At 30.5% G+C, this 15,426-nt stretch carries 19 protein-coding genes; 11 read left to right on the plus strand and 8 right to left on the minus strand.

What is annotated here, in order from left to right:
* Nucleotides 1-633 (plus strand): ATP-binding cassette domain-containing protein (locus tag ACTTAQ_RS00005; RefSeq protein ID WP_440694429.1); only part of this gene is annotated, 633 nt, incomplete at its 5' end.
* On the opposite strand, the gene ACTTAQ_RS00010 is transcribed toward ACTTAQ_RS00005, so the two are convergent.
* Nucleotides 630-911 carry a TIGR02300 family protein gene (locus ACTTAQ_RS00010; protein WP_440694431.1) on the minus strand — a complete coding sequence of 94 codons (282 nt, stop codon included), beginning with the start codon at nucleotides 909-911 and terminating at the stop codon, nucleotides 630-632. The genes ACTTAQ_RS00005 and ACTTAQ_RS00010 overlap by 4 nt on opposite strands.
* 54 nt (nucleotides 912-965) lie before the next feature.
* Between ACTTAQ_RS00010 and aroA the strand changes: the two genes are divergently transcribed.
* The 10 genes from aroA to ACTTAQ_RS00060 all read left to right on the plus strand — a co-directional run bounded on the left by aroA (nucleotide 966) and on the right by ACTTAQ_RS00060 (nucleotide 11,199).
* The gene (gene aroA / locus ACTTAQ_RS00015; RefSeq protein WP_440694433.1) at nucleotides 966-2,963 is read left to right on the plus strand and encodes a 3-phosphoshikimate 1-carboxyvinyltransferase; all 1,998 of its coding nucleotides are present in this window, start codon (nucleotides 966-968) and stop codon (nucleotides 2,961-2,963) included.
* Nucleotides 2,963-4,675, plus strand: a complete 1,713-nt coding sequence (locus tag ACTTAQ_RS00020; RefSeq protein ID WP_440694435.1) for a S1 RNA-binding domain-containing protein — start codon at nucleotides 2,963-2,965, stop codon at nucleotides 4,673-4,675. Before aroA ends, ACTTAQ_RS00020 begins: the two co-directional genes overlap by 1 nt.
* 52 nt (nucleotides 4,676-4,727) lie before the next feature.
* A complete protein-coding gene (locus tag ACTTAQ_RS00025; protein ID WP_440679059.1) occupies nucleotides 4,728-5,039 on the plus strand; it encodes an HU family DNA-binding protein in 312 nt (103 codons plus the stop codon).
* On the plus strand, nucleotides 5,029-5,715 hold the full coding sequence (gene pyrF, locus ACTTAQ_RS00030) for an orotidine-5'-phosphate decarboxylase (protein WP_440694437.1): 687 nt from the start codon (nucleotides 5,029-5,031) through the stop codon (nucleotides 5,713-5,715). The genes ACTTAQ_RS00025 and pyrF overlap by 11 nt, the downstream gene beginning before the upstream one ends.
* On the plus strand, nucleotides 5,712-6,326 hold the full coding sequence (locus ACTTAQ_RS00035) for a phosphoribosylanthranilate isomerase (RefSeq protein WP_440694439.1): 615 nt from the start codon (nucleotides 5,712-5,714) through the stop codon (nucleotides 6,324-6,326). Before pyrF ends, ACTTAQ_RS00035 begins: the two co-directional genes overlap by 4 nt.
* A complete protein-coding gene (gene trpB / locus ACTTAQ_RS00040) occupies nucleotides 6,316-7,548 on the plus strand; it encodes a tryptophan synthase subunit beta (RefSeq protein WP_440694441.1) in 1,233 nt (410 codons plus the stop codon). Before ACTTAQ_RS00035 ends, trpB begins: the two co-directional genes overlap by 11 nt.
* Nucleotide 7,549: 1 nt before the next feature.
* Nucleotides 7,550-8,347: a tryptophan synthase subunit alpha gene (trpA, locus tag ACTTAQ_RS00045; protein ID WP_440694443.1), complete on the plus strand. Its 798-nt coding sequence runs from the start codon at nucleotides 7,550-7,552 to the stop codon at nucleotides 8,345-8,347.
* Between the two features lie 71 nt (nucleotides 8,348-8,418).
* Nucleotides 8,419-9,357, plus strand: coding sequence for an acetyl-CoA carboxylase carboxyltransferase subunit beta (locus tag ACTTAQ_RS00050; RefSeq protein WP_440694445.1), 939 nt, complete (start codon nucleotides 8,419-8,421; stop codon nucleotides 9,355-9,357).
* Nucleotides 9,358-9,361: 4 nt separating this feature from the next.
* On the plus strand, nucleotides 9,362-10,651 hold the full coding sequence (locus ACTTAQ_RS00055; protein WP_440694447.1) for a bifunctional folylpolyglutamate synthase/dihydrofolate synthase: 1,290 nt from the start codon (nucleotides 9,362-9,364) through the stop codon (nucleotides 10,649-10,651).
* Nucleotides 10,648-11,199 (plus strand): histidine phosphatase family protein, encoded by a 552-nt coding sequence (locus ACTTAQ_RS00060; RefSeq protein WP_440694449.1) that lies wholly within the window; start codon nucleotides 10,648-10,650, stop codon nucleotides 11,197-11,199. The genes ACTTAQ_RS00055 and ACTTAQ_RS00060 overlap by 4 nt, the downstream gene beginning before the upstream one ends.
* A 30-nt stretch (nucleotides 11,200-11,229) precedes the next feature.
* On the opposite strand, the gene trxA is transcribed toward ACTTAQ_RS00060, so the two are convergent.
* Genes trxA through ACTTAQ_RS00095 form a run of 7 tightly spaced genes read right to left on the minus strand, consistent with a single transcriptional unit; the run spans nucleotide 11,230 to nucleotide 15,420 of the window.
* On the minus strand, nucleotides 11,230-11,553 hold the full coding sequence (trxA, locus tag ACTTAQ_RS00065; RefSeq protein WP_440694451.1) for a thioredoxin: 324 nt from the start codon (nucleotides 11,551-11,553) through the stop codon (nucleotides 11,230-11,232).
* 55 nt (nucleotides 11,554-11,608) lie between these two features.
* Nucleotides 11,609-13,030: an exonuclease domain-containing protein gene (locus ACTTAQ_RS00070; protein ID WP_440694453.1), complete on the minus strand. Its 1,422-nt coding sequence runs from the start codon at nucleotides 13,028-13,030 to the stop codon at nucleotides 11,609-11,611.
* Nucleotides 13,030-13,935 (minus strand): DNA recombination protein RmuC, encoded by a 906-nt coding sequence (rmuC, locus tag ACTTAQ_RS00075; RefSeq protein ID WP_440694455.1) that lies wholly within the window; start codon nucleotides 13,933-13,935, stop codon nucleotides 13,030-13,032. The genes ACTTAQ_RS00070 and rmuC overlap by 1 nt, the downstream gene beginning before the upstream one ends.
* A 46-nt stretch (nucleotides 13,936-13,981) precedes the next feature.
* Entirely contained in the window at nucleotides 13,982-14,134 is a 153-nt protein-coding gene (locus ACTTAQ_RS00080) for a hypothetical protein (protein WP_440694457.1), read from the minus strand.
* 3 nt (nucleotides 14,135-14,137) lie between these two features.
* Nucleotides 14,138-14,704: a hypothetical protein gene (locus ACTTAQ_RS00085; RefSeq protein ID WP_440694459.1), complete on the minus strand. Its 567-nt coding sequence runs from the start codon at nucleotides 14,702-14,704 to the stop codon at nucleotides 14,138-14,140.
* On the minus strand, nucleotides 14,701-15,129 hold the full coding sequence (locus tag ACTTAQ_RS00090) for a hypothetical protein (protein WP_440694461.1): 429 nt from the start codon (nucleotides 15,127-15,129) through the stop codon (nucleotides 14,701-14,703). Before ACTTAQ_RS00090 ends, ACTTAQ_RS00085 begins: the two co-directional genes overlap by 4 nt.
* A gap of 12 nt (nucleotides 15,130-15,141) precedes the next feature.
* The gene (locus tag ACTTAQ_RS00095) at nucleotides 15,142-15,420 is read right to left on the minus strand and encodes a hypothetical protein (RefSeq protein WP_440694463.1); all 279 of its coding nucleotides are present in this window, start codon (nucleotides 15,418-15,420) and stop codon (nucleotides 15,142-15,144) included.
* Nucleotides 15,421-15,426: the final 6 nt, after the last annotated feature.

Here is a 15,426-nt window from a genome sequence, read left to right on the forward strand (position 1 = left end):
GGACATGGCACGGTAACAATTGGTGCTGGAAAATCAACTTTATTCAATATGATTGTTGGAAAAATCTTTCCAGATACAGGTGTAATAAAATTAAATAATGAAAATATTAATGAATTACCAATTCATAAAAGAGCTTTGCGTGGAATTAGTTTGCTAGAACAACACAAAGGTCTTTTTGGAAACATGACTGCATATGAAAATCTTTACGCAATATTAGAAATTTATATTGAAGATAAAAATAAAATTGAGACAAAGATATTTCAGCTGCTTTCTTATTTTGGTCTTCAATATTTAGCAAATGTTAAAGCAAATAATATGTCTGGAGGCGAATATAAAAAAATTTCTACTTTGCAAAGAATTTGTAATAAAAATATTAAAATTTTATTACTAGATGAGCCTATGGCTGCTCTCGACCCTCTGAGCATATCCTCTATTAAAAAGTTTATCTTAGAGTTAAGAGATATGGGCCTGTCTGTTATAATTACAGATCATAATTTTTATGCAATACAAGATATTTTAGATCACTGTATAATTATCAGAGATGGAACTGTAATGATAGAAGGCCCACCTAATACTGTAACAAAAGATAAAAAAGTTATTAAATATTATCTTGGAAGCAGTTTTAAAATTTAGCCTTTAGTATCTTGTTGATCTTCTTCTATAGCAGCTTCATCTAAGGAAATAACCTCATCATCACCGTTATCACTGTTATCTATATCAGCAAATTCATCTTTCGCATCTACCTTCTCATCTTTTTGATTTATAATTACACTCTGAATTGCGTAATCATCATTTATAATAAACTCTTTTTCGCAATGCGGACAAATGAGAGGAGATTTTTTATTCAAATCATAAAACTTAGTACTGCAGTTTTCACAAATTCGTTTCTGTCCAAATTTTTTTTCAGCCATTAAATTATCTTTTTAAATGTTATTTATGTGGGTATATATTGATCAACTAATCTAATGGCAATTAAAAAATCTAATAAAATAATACCTGAAAACAATATTAGTATTAAAGGCTCTGTTGAACTTTCAAGCGACAAATCTCTTAGTATTCGAAGCATAATTTTTAGTAGTATAGGATTTGGTATAAGTAAAATCATTATAAATAACCCTGGAGAAGATGCTAAGACAGCAATCCAAGCAATCAAAGATTTGGGTGTCAAAGTAGAAAAAAAAAATAATCTATACACAGTTTATGGCTTAGGAATTGGATATGATAATAAAAAATTTATTAAAATTTCATTTAATAATAGCGGAACAACCTTAAGATTATTAACTCCTTTAATTGCAGGATCAAAAATTCAAGCAACAATTACGGGTGATAAGAGTTTAAGCAAAAGACCTTATCGACTGGAATTTTTAAAACAATTTTTAATGAACTTAAAACCTACTCGTAAAAAATATCTACCAATACAAATTAATGGCAATGAACAATGCGTACAATCAAAAGTTAAAATTACAAAACCTTCGGCTCAGATGGTGAGTGCGGCTACAATTGCAGGAATGGTTAGTTATGGTGAAACAGAAATTGAAGCCCCAAATAATGTAAGAGATCATACAACAAGAATTTTAAGATACCTAGATTACCCAATTAAAGTTCAAAATAGAAAAAATAAACAAATTATTAATGTTAAAGGTAGACAACTTCTAAAACCACTACAAAATTATATTATTCCATCAGACCCATCATCAAGTGCTTTCTTAATTGCTATTGCAATTTTAACCAAAGGCTCCAAAATTAAAATTAAAAACGTTTGTCTGAATCCATATCGTATAGGATTTATAAAAGTCTTAAAAAAAATGGGAGCTAAAATATCATTTTCAAATCAAAAAAATTATTTTGGTGAGCCAGTTGGAGATATCACGGCCTCATATTCACAAAACCTAAAAGGCATTACTATTAAACCAAATGAAGTTGCAAGTATTATTGATGAAATACCAATTTTATTAATTGTTGCTTTATTTTGTAAATCAAAAAGTACCTTTAATAATCTTACAGAATTAAAGTTTAAAGAGTCAGATCGACTTCGAGTGATGTATGAAAATTTAATACTGTGTGGTACTAATGTTACAAGGGTAAAAGATAACTTAATAGTTAATGGTATCAATAACAAATTCTACTCTGGTGAAGTTCCAATTATCAAAGATTATTCTAAAGACCACCGTATATGCATGGCATTCTTCTGTTTGGCAGCAGTCTCTAGAAAAAAAATACAAATTAATGACTTTGACTCGGTAAATGTAAGTTTTCCAAATTTTTTACAAACTATTAATGATCTTAAAAATAATAAAGCTAAGAAAATTCTTGTTGCAGCAGATGGACCAGTAGCTTGCGGAAAAACATCAATTTTAAAAAAAATAGTTAAAAAATTTGGATCAAAAAGAGCAGCCTTTTTAGATAGTGGTTTACTATATCGCTACTTAACTTTAGTTCATTTACAAAGTAAGAAAAAGAAAATTAACACTAATTTTTTAGTCAAACATCTAAAAAAGGTCAGTATTTCAAAATTACAAAATCCCAAACTTCATTCTATTGCTGTATCGAATAAAGTATCTGAAATAGCTAAAATTAAAATTATCCGTCAACAACTGTTACCGGTGCAAAGAGATCTTATTTTTAATTGCCCTCAACAAATTGTATTAGTTGGCGGAAGAGACATTGCATCAACTGTAATACCTAATAGTTTCTCTGACATTAAACTTTATATAGATTGTGATGTCAAAGTTAGAGCAAAACGAAGATTTTTAGAGTTAAAAAAAAAGAAAAATGAAAAAAATATTAATTACCAAGAGATCTTAAAAGCTCTAAAAGCTAGGGATTTAGCAGATTCTACCAGGGCTATAAGTCCACTTAAAAAAACAAAAGATAGTATCTTGATTGACAATTCTTTTAATGATATCAGCCGCCCAATTAATAAGATTTCTTTATTAATAGAAAGAGAGATAAAAAAACATTAGTGGGAACAGACAGTAGCTTAAAAGTATATAACCAAAATAATAATTCAGAATTCGCAAAATTAATTACAGAAAATTTAGAAAACATCATTTTAAAAGATAATTCTATTGTGACAGGATCAGTAGAAAAAGTGGATGACAAATATGTTCATGTTTTTATTAAAGGGGCTAAATCTAGTGGATTAGTAGATATTAATGAAATTCCACATGCTGAACTAGATAGCTTAGAAGAAGGTAAGGAGATTGAAGTTTTTCTTGAGAGAACAGAAGATAGAAACGGAAATATTGTTTTAAGTATTGAAAAAGCAAGAAGAGCAAAATCTTGGAAAAAAATTGAAGAAGCCTTTGAGAAACAAGAGAAAGTAAGTGGTATTATAAAAAATACGGTCAAAGGCGGGGTAGTTGTCGAAATCTTTGGTGTATTTGCTTTTTGTCCAAATTCTCAGGTAGCTGATAGGCCAATCAAAAACATGAATGAGTTCATGAATAAACCTATGGAATTTCAAATTATCAAAATTGATAATGTTAGAATGAATGTAATTGCAAGCAGAAGACAGGTTATTGAACAGGAAAAAAATAAGAATAAAGAAAAAGTCATTAAGAATTACAAAGTTGGCGATGTTGTGGAAGGTACCATAAAAGCAGTTCAGTCTTATGGATGTTTTGTAAGCATTGAAAGCTTAGATTGTTTACTTCACTCTTCAGAAGTTTCTCATCTTAAAATCACAAACTTAAACGATATGTTTACAGTTGGAGAAAAAATTAAAGTCAAAGTATTAGAGATTGATAATGAAAATATGAGAATGAGTTTATCTGTAAAAGCTATGCTTCCAGATCCGTTCGAAACAATTAAAGACAAATTTAAAATTGGAAATGAATATGAGGTTAAAATTGTGAAACTCACAGATTTTGGAGCTTTTGCAGAGATGGCAGAGTCAGTTGTTGGACTAATTCATTCCAGTGAAATTAAACATATGCAAAAAAATGTTAATCCTAAATCTGCATTCAAAATTGGTGATACTGTTAAAGTGAAATTAAAAGAAGTTGATACTGAAAAGAGAAAAATTGGTTTAAGTTACAAAGATTGCTTACCAAATCCAGTAGATGAATTTATTACAAAATATCCTATTGGAACTACTGTTAAAACAAAAGTAGTGACTAAAAAAGATTTTGGTATTTTCTGTAACACAGGTGATAGCGATATCGATATCTTTGTTCACTATAAACAATTAGATTATGCTGAAAGCTCTAAGGCTTTAGATAATTTTAATAAAGGTGACGAAGTAGAACTAAAAATAATTGATATTAAAGATGATAAAGTGAATGGATCAATTCGAGCACTTAAAAAAGATCCTTTCTCATTCTTTGATGATAAAAAAATTGGTGATATTGTTTCAACAAGAGTTGTAGAAGTTCAAGACAATGGTTTAAAAGTTGATGTTGGTCCTGATAGATATCAGACAATTATTAGAAAATCTGAGCTTGCATTAGAAAAGTCAGATCAAAGACCAAACCGTTTCTCATCAGGTGATTCTATTGATGCTGCTATCCTAGAGTTAGATGCTGAAAAAAGAAGAGTAAAATTATCTGTTAAAAAACTAGAGCAGCAACAAGCCGATGAAGCAATTGAAAAATATGGTTCTACAAGTTCTGGTCAATCATTAGCTGGTATTTTAGGCGAAGCTTTAGAGAAAAAAGATCAGAAAAAAGATTAACTCTTCCTTTTCTCACAATCTAAATTTATAATAATTTCAATACTTTATTGAAATGTCTAAAAAAACGTTTGTAAAATCAGATATTGTAAAAGATCTTCAAGGACATTTTCAAAAAATCCCAAATAATAATGTTGAGCATATTATTGAATCTATTTTTAAATATTTGAGCAATGCTCTCTCGGAAGGGAGAAACATAGAAATAAGAGGGCTAGGTACTTTTAAAGTAAAAAAAATGCCAGCAAGAAATGCGAGAAACCCAAAGACTGGAGAAGCAATTCAAATTGAAGAAAAAAATAAAGTAAAATGGAAAAGTTCTAAATTGTTAAATTATAGAATCAACAAGGATAAAAAAATTGAAGAATAAAAAAATAATTTTTATTGCTCTTGATTGCTCAGTATCAAAAGCTCAAGCAATCATTAAATCCATTCCAAAAGTAAAATCAAAAAAATATGAGATTGGTATTAAAGTAGGTTATCAAATCCTTTATTCTGATAAAGGTAGAAATTTTATTAAATCATTAAAGGGATACAAAAAATTCATAGATTTAAAACTTAATGATGTTCCTAATACCGTTAAAAATGGAATATTATCTTTAAGAGATTTAAAAGCTGATTACATCACTATTCATGCAAGTGCAGGATATGATGCGATAAAATTAGCAAAAAAATATTCTGGCAAGACAAAGCTTCTAGCAGTGTCAGTGCTTACTAGTATGAATAAAAAAAACCTATCTGAAATTGGTCATACTAAGAAATTAGATAAACTTGTTATTCATCTTAGTAAACTTGCAAAAAAAGCAGGTGCTTATGCTATGATTTGTAGTCCGCATGAATCAAAAAAAATAAAAAAGCTTTCTAAGTTACCATCGATTACTCCTGGAATAAGACTTCCTGGCGACCAATCTGGTGATCAAAAACGAATTGCTACCCCAAAATTTGCTTTTGATAATGGAGCTATAGGAATTGTAATGGGCCGGTCTTTAATCAAAGGTAATATTAAAAATAATTTTAAAAGACTTTTTCAACATTTAGAGTCATGAAACCAACTGTAAAAGTCTGTGGTCAAACAGATCCAGAAATCATAAAACTATGTATTGAGCAAGGGGCAAGGCTAATAGGTTTTATTATCAACTATCATAAAAGCCCAAGGTCAATTTCAATTGAACAACTAAAATCATTAACAAAAAATATTCCAGATAATATTAAAAAAGTAGCTGTGATGGTAAATCCATCAATAGAAAAAGTAAAAGAAATTTCAAACTACTGTAATGTTATTCAGTTACATGGAGATGAAACTGAAGAATTTATTCAACAAATAAAAAAAGAAACAAATCTTGAGGTAATCAAAGTAATCAAAGTAAAAAATAAAGGAGATCTTCAAACAACCAAACAATTTATATCTGCTGATATTTTTCTCTATGATACGCCAAGTATGGGTCAAAATGGTGAAGCATTTAATTTTGAAATGCTCAAAGATTTAGAAAATAGAAATTTTTTTGTAGCAGGAAAAATAGATATAAATAATATTGAGAAAGCTCTGCTCTATACTAATAAGATTGATGTAAATTCTGGTCTAGAAACAAAAAAGGGTATAAAAGACCCAGAAAAAATTAAACAATTTTTCAATAAATTAAAAAAAAATGAAAATTAGAAAAGGTATTCCAGTCATAGACCAGCATGACAAAAGTTATATGTATGGCGGAAAATTTGGTGGAAACTTTATTCCAGAGACACTTAAAAAGCCTGTAGAAGATTTAACAATACTGTTTGAAAAACTTAGAGAAAATAAAGAATTTTTAAAGCAAAGAGACTATTATTTTAAAAATTATGTTGGAACCCCTACTCCTTTTATAAAACTTAATAATCTAACTAATCATTTAGGTGGAGCTCAAATTTGGGCAAAAGTTGTAGCAGAAGCAAATGGTGGTGCTCATAAAATTTACAACGCAACAGTACATGCACTAATTTGTAAAAAAGCAGGTAAAAAATATATCGTTGGCGATACCGGCGCTGGTTATGCTGGAAAAATGTTGTCCATGGCAGCAAAAAAATTTGGCCTTAAATGTAAAATATTTATGGGCGCTAAAGATATTGAGCGTCAGAAACCAAACTGTGATGCTATGAAAAAAAATGGTGCAGAAATTGTTCCGGTTCATACGGGAAGCAAAACATTAGTCGATGCTGTAAGTGAATGTATGAGATATTGGGTATCTAATTGTGATACTACTCATATGTGCGTTGGATCGACTGTTGGTCCTAATATTTTTATTAAAATTTGTGCATGGAGTACCGCTCAAATTTCAAGAGAGCTTATTGTCCAAGTAAAACAAGAATTTGGAAAAATTCCTAAAAAAATGAAGCTTATCAATTGTGTTGGTGGAGGAAGTTCTGCTTTAGGTTTTTGGAATTCATTTATGGATTATAACAAAAATCAAGTTGAAATGATTGGAGTTGAAGCTGGTGGTCCTAAAAATAGCAAACTTCATGCAGCACCACTTAGTACGAATGCAAAAGTCGGAATCCTTCATGGTGCAGCTCAATATGTGATTCAAGATAAAGAAGGTCAAATTAGTAATACCGCAAGTATAAGCGCTGGCCTAGATTACCCTGGCATTTCACCAGTCCATTGTTTTTTAAAAGATACAAAAAGAGCAAGGTACACAAGTGCCACTGATGAAGAAGCATTACACGCTCATCAACTCGTGACTAAATTTGAAAATATTTCACCTTCACTTGAGCCTTCGCATGCATTTGCAGAAGCGATTAAAATTGCACCGAAGCTGAGCAAAGATACTGTGATCATTGTTAATAGTTGTGGTGATGCCAAAAAGGATAGGGATATTTTAAAAAAAAGATTAGGGAAAAAAATCTAATATGAGTCTTATTAAAAAAGCATTTCAAATTTGTAAAAAAGAAAAGCGCCCTGCCCTTTTAACTTTTACAGTAGCAGGAGATAATACTCATAAAAATTCATTGGAAATTTTAAAATCTATCTCACCACATGTAGATATTTGTGAAATGGGCATGCCTCATAATACTCCAGTTGCAGATGGTGGTCAGATACAAAACTGCTCGCACCGTGCTTTAAAAAACGGAATTAAAATAAAAGATATTTTTAAAATTACAAATCAGTATAAAAAATTTAAATTTGCAAAACCAATCATCTTGATGGGTTACTTTAATACAATCAAACAATTTGGTGAACAAAGCTTTATTAATCAATGTAAAAAAAACAAAGTAGATGGTTTGATTGTTGTGGATCTTCCTTGGCCAGAAAATAAAAACTTTGCTGCAAAATGCAAAAAAAAATCAATTAATTTTATTCAACTAGTTGCGCCAACTACTTCAAATGAGAGATTAAAAAAAATCGTCAGAGACTCTCATGATATGGTCTATTACATCAGCATGTTATCTACTACAGGGGGAAAGTTGAAAGTTGCTCCTAAGAAAATTATTCAAAATTACCAAAAAATTAAAAGACTAAATAAAAATAAGAATGTTGTGATAGGTTTTGGAATTACTGAAAAAACTATTGCATCTCTTAAGAAAGCAGATGGACTTGTTGTTGGAAGCGCACTTTGTAAAACAATTACAGATTCGGTTAATCAAAGAAAAAAGCCAGCAATAGCTGCCAAAAAAATGGTAATGAAGTTAAAGTCTAAAATAGCATAAGAAAATCAACATTTTTACAACAATCACATTGTAGCCAAAGTTTTAAAGTTTATGCTAAAACAACTTAAATTATGACTAACTGGTTAGATAAAATTTTATCAAAAGCAAAAGCTGCTGGTGCAAAATTATCAGATTCATTTAAGAAAAAAACAATCGAAAACGCCGATCTATGGAGTTCTTGTCCTGAATGTAAAAAAATGTTTTTAGGAAAAGAGCTTAAAAAAAATATGCACGTTTGTACTCAATGCGACTATCATTTCAGAATAAGTGCAGATGAGAGGTTCAAAATATTTTTTGATAATGCTTCTTACGAAATGATAGATACCAAAAGATTAGCAGAAGACCCTAACAAATTTAAAACTGAACTCAAAGCTTATAAAGACCAACTTAAATCTGCAAAAAAGAAAACTAAACAAATTGCATCTCTTGTATCAGCTCACGGAAAAGTAAATGGATTAGATATGATTTGTTCATCATTTGATTTTAATTTTAATGGTGGAACATTAAGCATGCAGTCTGGTCAAAACTTTTATGAAGCTTGTGAATATGCAGTGAAGAATAAAGTATCAGCACTCACAGTATTTATTACAACGGGAGGAGCGGCTCTTCAAGAAAACTTATTTGCGCTTTATCAAATGCCAAAAACAATTCTTGGTGTTCAAATGTTAAAAGAAAATAAAATTCCTTATTTTGTTGTAGCTAACGTGAATATCGGCGGAGTAAGTGCTAGCTTTGGTTCTCTTGGTGATTTTCATATTATGGAGCCAGGTAAAAAAACAATCTGGGGATTTGCCGGAAAACGTGTTGTTCAAGGAACAATATCTGAACCGTTACCAGAAGACTTTCAATCTGCATCACATGTTATTACCACAGGTGCAATTGATATGATCACACATAGAAAAGATCAAAAAAATGTTATTTCAAATTTAGTTTCTATTCTTCTTAAAAAAGAAAATGTACAGCAATCTACCCTCTCTAGTTCAGAAGAAGCACAAGCTGTAAATCAGTAGTGCAGTGTCTCACTCCAAAAAATTACAATTTATTTTAAACAAACTTTATGAGCTTAATCCTGATAAGATTGAACTTAAACTTGATCGTGTTTTAAGACTTGCAAATGATCTTGGTAACCCTCACAAAAAACTAAAAAATGTAATCACAGTAACTGGAACCAATGGCAAAGGTGGAACGGCTTTTTATTTAAAAGAAATTTTACAAGCTCATAGTTATAGTGTTGCTTTATTCCAATCTCCTTTTCTTTATAATTTTTTGACAAGATTTTTAATTAATGGTGAACCTTTGGATGAAGAAAAATTTATTAACTACGTCATAGAAGTTGATAAGGCAAATAACAATCAAGATATTACTTTTTTTGAATATATAACTTGTATTGCCTTTAAAGCATTTTCTGAATCAAACTGTGATTTTAATATTATGGAAACCGGGCTTGGTGGAAAATATGATAGTACCAATGTTGATTACCAAGATCTAAAAGCACAAGTACTAACCCCTATTAGTATGGATCATAAAGATTTTTTAGGAGATTCTCTTAAAGAAATAACGCATAATAAATGCGGAATTATTAAAGACAATTCCAATGTTATTATCGCAAAACAAAGTAGTGAAGTTCTAGGTTACATTGATGAAGAATTAAAAAGAAAAAAAATAAAAAAACATATTTTTTCAGAAGATTTTAATGTCAGCCTAGAAAATAATAGAATGATCTATCAAGATGACGATGGTTTAATTGATCTTGATATGCCAACTATGAAAGGTTTTTTTCAAATTCAAAATGCAGCTGTTGCGCTAAAAGCTTTAAAATCTATTGGTTTAAAACTTGATAATAAGAAGATTTCAGAAGGTATAAAAAACACTAAAGTTGAAGGAAGAATTCAGCATATCACAAAAGGCAAATTACTTTCATATGTTCATGAAGAAACTAATACTTTAATTGTTGATGGTGGTCATAATGAACAAGCTGGAAAATCATTAGCAGAATACTTAGAAAAAATTAAAGGCAAACGCTCAATCTACCTTGTCTTTTCAATGCTCACTTCCAAAGATTTAAAAGCTTATCTCTCAAACTTTAGTTCACTAGTGACAGAGATTAAATGTTTTAAGCTACGAGAAAATTTTTATGAAACCAAAGATATTATCACTCAAGCAAAAGAGCTAGGTATTCATGCAAATCCAAATAGTTCAGCCACTGAAGCTATTGCTCAACTTGCTATACAAGATCCAAATGCCATTATTGTTGTTTGTGGTTCACTTTATTCTGCAGGTAAGGTATTAGAGCAAAATATATGAAAAAGTTTTTAGTTTTATTTTTAATACTTTGTACAAGTTCAAACGCTAATGAAGAGCAAAAGTTTTTTGATTTATTAAAAGGAAATGACAAAATCCTATGGTTAAGACATTTTTCAGCTCCAGGTGGAGGAGATCCTGATAACTTTGATGTTAGAGTTCGTAGTACTCAAAGAAATTTGGGAAAATTTGGAATTAAACAAGGAAAAGCATACTCAAAAATTTTTAAAAAAAATAAAGTTAAAATTAAACACGCATTAAGTTCACAGTGGTTTAGAGCAATGGAAACTTGCCAATTCTTCGGAGAGTTTAAAACTTTCTCTGCATTAAACTCTACATTTAGCTCACAATTTTCTCATAACACAGCAAAGCAAAGAAGGCAGTTAAGAGAATATATTAAAAATTGGAATGGTGATGGAAATTTATTACTTTGCGCTCATTATGTAATCGTTGGAGAGCATTTAGATTATGGAGCTGGTGAAGGTGAAATGGTTTTGACCGATAAGAATTTAAAAATTTTAGCGAAATACAGACTGAAAATTAAAAACTAGGAACTTTAAAAAAAATTCCTAGTTTAAAAATTATCCAACTTTAGAATTAATCCAAGTTTTAATATCTTCTTTTGAAGCGGCTCCAACTTTAGAGTCTACAACTTCTCCACCTTTAAAAAGTAGCATTGTAGGAACTCCTCTTACACCAAATTTGGTTGGTGCATTTGGAGAGTTATCAATATCATGATCACCGATTACAATTTGATCAGACATTTCATCTGCTAATTCATTTAATACTGGTGTTACCATCTTACATGGTCCGCACCATTCTGCTCCGAATTTCACAAGAACTGGCTTATCTTTATTGCCAATCGTTTCTTCAAAATTTTCATCTGTTACTTTTAATGTAGGCATTAAGAATCTCCTTTATGTTATAATTAAAATGTAAGCATTAACCCTAAAGTGTCAACTAAGCTTCCTGATATTTTTTCTCTATTTCTTCAAGGAAGTTGTTGATATCATTTGTAATCGAAAGTCTCTCTTCATCCCCGTCTTCTTCATATTTAGCTCGAAGAGAATCAAGTTCGTTATAAGCTTTTGGAATGGTGTTCCATTTTTCATCGTTAGTACTTAAAATCCTTTTTGCAATCCCACGATGAATTTCATTATATAAATCTTTTGGCATGATATCTGGGGCTTCTTCATACATTAGTCGTTTTGCAAAATAATTATACCTTTCATCCTTCATCTTATCTGCAATCACTAACCTATCTTTCCATTCTGCCTTTTGAAACTCTTTCAAAGCCATCTTCGTTTTATCATCAGGAAAACCACCAGAATAAATCGACTCTTCAGCTTGAACATCAAGTTGGCTATCTAAATCTTGTTTTTCTTGAGCTTCTTCTTGAAGAATAGCTGAAACTTTTTTACCAAATTCTTCATTTTGTTTAATCTTCTCAGCTCTTTCGTTTAACTTCTTCATTCCAAGTTGCTTATAAGTATCAAAGTTATTAGCATAAGTTGGGTTCATAATAATCGGATGTTTGTTATCTTTTACACTTCTTAAAATCTTAGGACTTTTTTTCATCGCTTCTTTAAGTGTAGACATATCCATATTAAAATAATCTTCAGGATCATTCTTTAAATCAAAGCACTGCGGCCAATTATAAACCGGATGATTACAAACAAATGAAACAACAAAGGGTCTAGCTTTACCGTAGAAATATTCATTTACACAAAACAATTTTTCTTTTTGAACAATGTTTCCAACATCTTGTTTGCTCATCGTCATTAAACTTGCCTTCCAAACACTAGGAGCTTTATCTGCAATAATTTTTGCCATACCCATTGTTGCTAAAACATCCCCCATGGCATCGTGTGCATTATCATGTGAAATTCCATTCATCGATGCAATTTGATCAAGTTTAAATACGGCATTTCCCTTTTCTGAAATTGGTGTCTTTAAACATTCTGGGTAATAAAGGTGAGCTGATCTGACTAAACCTAAAATATCTCCTCTCTTATTTCCATTCGTATTAGTTAAGTACACATCGGTTAATGATTTAAAAAAAGTTTTTCTTAAAAACTCTTCGTCAAAACTTAGACTGTTATAACCAATAAACATTGCAGGAGACCATTTTTCAAAAGTCTCTTTCATCATTTGCACCATTCCAAAATGAGATAAGTTTGTTTTCTTAAGCATTTCAGGTGTTGTTTTATTCACTAGCAGCGCACCAGGTTCAGGAACCGTTCCAGGCTTTAATGAACACCTTGATTCAAAACGATCTAAGATATCAAAAGTATCATTAACAAGAATAGCTCCAACTTGAATTATTTGATCCCAGTTTGAAGATCTCCCCGTAGTTTCAAAATCATAAAATACGTAATTCATTATTTTTCTATCTCCTCAACTTTAATGCCTTCTAAATCCTGAATCTTTTCAGCTCTGCTTTGAATTTTATCCGCAGAAACTTTTACGTTTCTAAATTGCTCAGCAACCAAATTAAAACGCTTTTCAATATCAGCAGTTCTTTCAGACAATCTTCCAATATCTTTTCCAATTAACCCTATTTCTTTAATAATCATTTGAGCTTTTTTATTCATTTCACTATCTTTTAAAAAAACACGAAGGGTATTGAGTAATCCCCACAAATAAGACGGGGATACAATTAATACATTTTTCTCACGAGCTTTACCCATCAAATCATTTTCACTATCTTGAATTGAACGGTACACACTTTCAGATCTTACAAACATAATGGCATGTGGTGCTGTTTCTCCTGGAATAATATAATCACTAGATATTTTTTTAACATTTTTCATCACATCTTCTTCAAAGAGTTTTTTATATTTTCTAATTTCCTCTTCAGACTCTGATGATTTAAAAACTTTAAAATTATCTAGTACAAATTTACTATCAATTCCAATTCTAGAATTCGCATCACCAAAATCAATTAAGCAATCCACCCGTTTTCCATTGCTCAAAGTTTCTTGAAACTTTAAGTAATTTGCAGGCAAACGATCACGTAACAATTTCTCAAGCTCTACTTCAGAAAATGCACCTCGTTCTTGTTTATCATCAAGCATATTCTGAAAGTTTTTAAATGTCGTATCAATGGAAGATTGCATGGAACCCATTTGCTTTGCTGCTTCTTCAAGGACTGTAAAACGACGAGACAATTCACTAAGCTGGGTACTTAAAACAGAACTATCTCCCCCATCCTTTTTCTTTAAAAAAGAAAACAGAATAAATCCAACAACCAAACCACAGGTAATATAAACAATTATTTCCATCATAATTTAATCAGCACATGTAAGGAAATATAATAAAGAACTCTAACCATTAGCTTCCCAATACAATGTTAACTAATAAACAAAACATAGCATGATTCTTACCAGTAGTAAGATCTTTTTTTCTCCTTCTTATATTTCCAAGATTGTGAGTGACCAAACCACGGTCTTTAGACCCACACTCTGGACAGATAAAATCATTCATGAATTATATTTTTTTTAACTTAAATAAATTTAAAGTTAAAAGTTCTCTTCTTGAAAGAGCTTTTTTGATGACTGGCTTGAACTGTTTCATGAGTTTGACGTACTCTAATACTCTTAAATAGCCAATAACTTTTCTAACTGTAGCAGCAGCACAAATAGCTACCAAAAAGTTAAAAACTGGAATGCTAATAACCTTAGTAGTAATCGCAAAGGCACCTACCCCTGCTAAACCTTTAGCAGCAGCCCATTTAAATTCTCTTAAATTAACTGATTTATCAAAACCATGCGCAAGAGAGACAATAGCTCCTAATGCTGTAATTGGATCGCCATGTACAAAAGAACTAGCAAGTGTACCTGTCGCAAGTTCAGTAAATTCCTTTTTCTTAGCACTCGACCAATTATAAAATAATGCTAAAGGACCAATTGCAGAAGCTAACAACTCTCCAAAATTAACATGGCGAATATCTTCTACCCAAGTTTTAGGTACATCAACTAAGTATTTCTGCGAATAATCTAAAGCACTATGTGATATAGAGGTGATGTAAGGTGTTATGGTATTAATAAATTTCATCTATACTTCCAATCATCAAACCAATCTTCAAACTCAAAAGCTTTATTTCTAAAATCATACTTATCATCTTTGTGCATCGGCCAAGATCTACAACCCGGAGGTGGTAACATTGCATCATTTACTTTTTCTTTTCTTTTTATTGCTTCATTAATATTCAGGTTAGTCTGAAACTTAATATAATTTGTATAAATTAATTCATGAATATTTTTTGGTGTTTCCTTTTGCCAATTTTTGGCAATTTTAATAAAGTCGATATGCTCTGGTTTTGAAGGTTCTCTATTACCATTAACTAAAGCTACATAAAAACTAAAATGTTTTTTCAGAATATCTAAATGCTGTTCAGACCAACCACTTTTTTCAAGTTTAGGAATATTAAAATTTAATTCTTCTCTAAGTTTCTGTTTTTCTAAATCATCAAGACTCATTATATTTAATATTTATTTTTTATTTACAAAAGAAACTGAATTTATTTCTTCAGGCAGGCCAAGGGCTTTCCATTGATCGAGTGTTACTTTTTTAAAGCCAGTAACGGAAATATAATACCTTGCATTAACTCTTTTTAACCTACCTTGTTTAACCATAGGATAAACATAAACTGTTCTTAGAGTATTAATATTCATATCATTTAACATTCTTGCAATTTCCTTTGTGTGTTTCTTTTCGGATTTACAGAAATCAAATATTTTATCCTGAACACCTCGTGTTTTTTCTCTCATATAAAA

The organism is Candidatus Pelagibacter sp. HIMB109, assembly GCF_052048155.1.
Lineage (GTDB): Bacteria > Pseudomonadota > Alphaproteobacteria > Pelagibacterales > Pelagibacteraceae > HIMB114.

Coding starts and splice junctions, on each gene's coding strand:
- ACTTAQ_RS00010 (WP_440694431.1), bottom strand. CDS start 911: ATGGCTGAAAAAAAATTTGGACAGAAACGAATTTGTGAAAACTGCAGT.
- aroA (WP_440694433.1), top strand. CDS start 966: ATGGCAATTAAAAAATCTAATAAAATAATACCTGAAAACAATATTAGT.
- ACTTAQ_RS00025 (WP_440679059.1), top strand. CDS start 4,728: ATGTCTAAAAAAACGTTTGTAAAATCAGATATTGTAAAAGATCTTCAA.
- ACTTAQ_RS00035 (WP_440694439.1), top strand. CDS start 5,712: ATGAAACCAACTGTAAAAGTCTGTGGTCAAACAGATCCAGAAATCATA.
- trpB (WP_440694441.1), top strand. CDS start 6,316: ATGAAAATTAGAAAAGGTATTCCAGTCATAGACCAGCATGACAAAAGT.
- trpA (WP_440694443.1), top strand. CDS start 7,550: ATGAGTCTTATTAAAAAAGCATTTCAAATTTGTAAAAAAGAAAAGCGC.
- ACTTAQ_RS00050 (WP_440694445.1), top strand. CDS start 8,419: ATGACTAACTGGTTAGATAAAATTTTATCAAAAGCAAAAGCTGCTGGT.
- ACTTAQ_RS00060 (WP_440694449.1), top strand. CDS start 10,648: ATGAAAAAGTTTTTAGTTTTATTTTTAATACTTTGTACAAGTTCAAAC.
- trxA (WP_440694451.1), bottom strand. CDS start 11,553: ATGCCTACATTAAAAGTAACAGATGAAAATTTTGAAGAAACGATTGGC.
- ACTTAQ_RS00070 (WP_440694453.1), bottom strand. CDS start 13,030: ATGAATTACGTATTTTATGATTTTGAAACTACGGGGAGATCTTCAAAC.
- rmuC (WP_440694455.1), bottom strand. CDS start 13,935: ATGATGGAAATAATTGTTTATATTACCTGTGGTTTGGTTGTTGGATTT.
- ACTTAQ_RS00080 (WP_440694457.1), bottom strand. CDS start 14,134: ATGAATGATTTTATCTGTCCAGAGTGTGGGTCTAAAGACCGTGGTTTG.
- ACTTAQ_RS00085 (WP_440694459.1), bottom strand. CDS start 14,704: ATGAAATTTATTAATACCATAACACCTTACATCACCTCTATATCACAT.
- ACTTAQ_RS00090 (WP_440694461.1), bottom strand. CDS start 15,129: ATGAGTCTTGATGATTTAGAAAAACAGAAACTTAGAGAAGAATTAAAT.
- ACTTAQ_RS00095 (WP_440694463.1), bottom strand. CDS start 15,420: ATGAGAGAAAAAACACGAGGTGTTCAGGATAAAATATTTGATTTCTGT.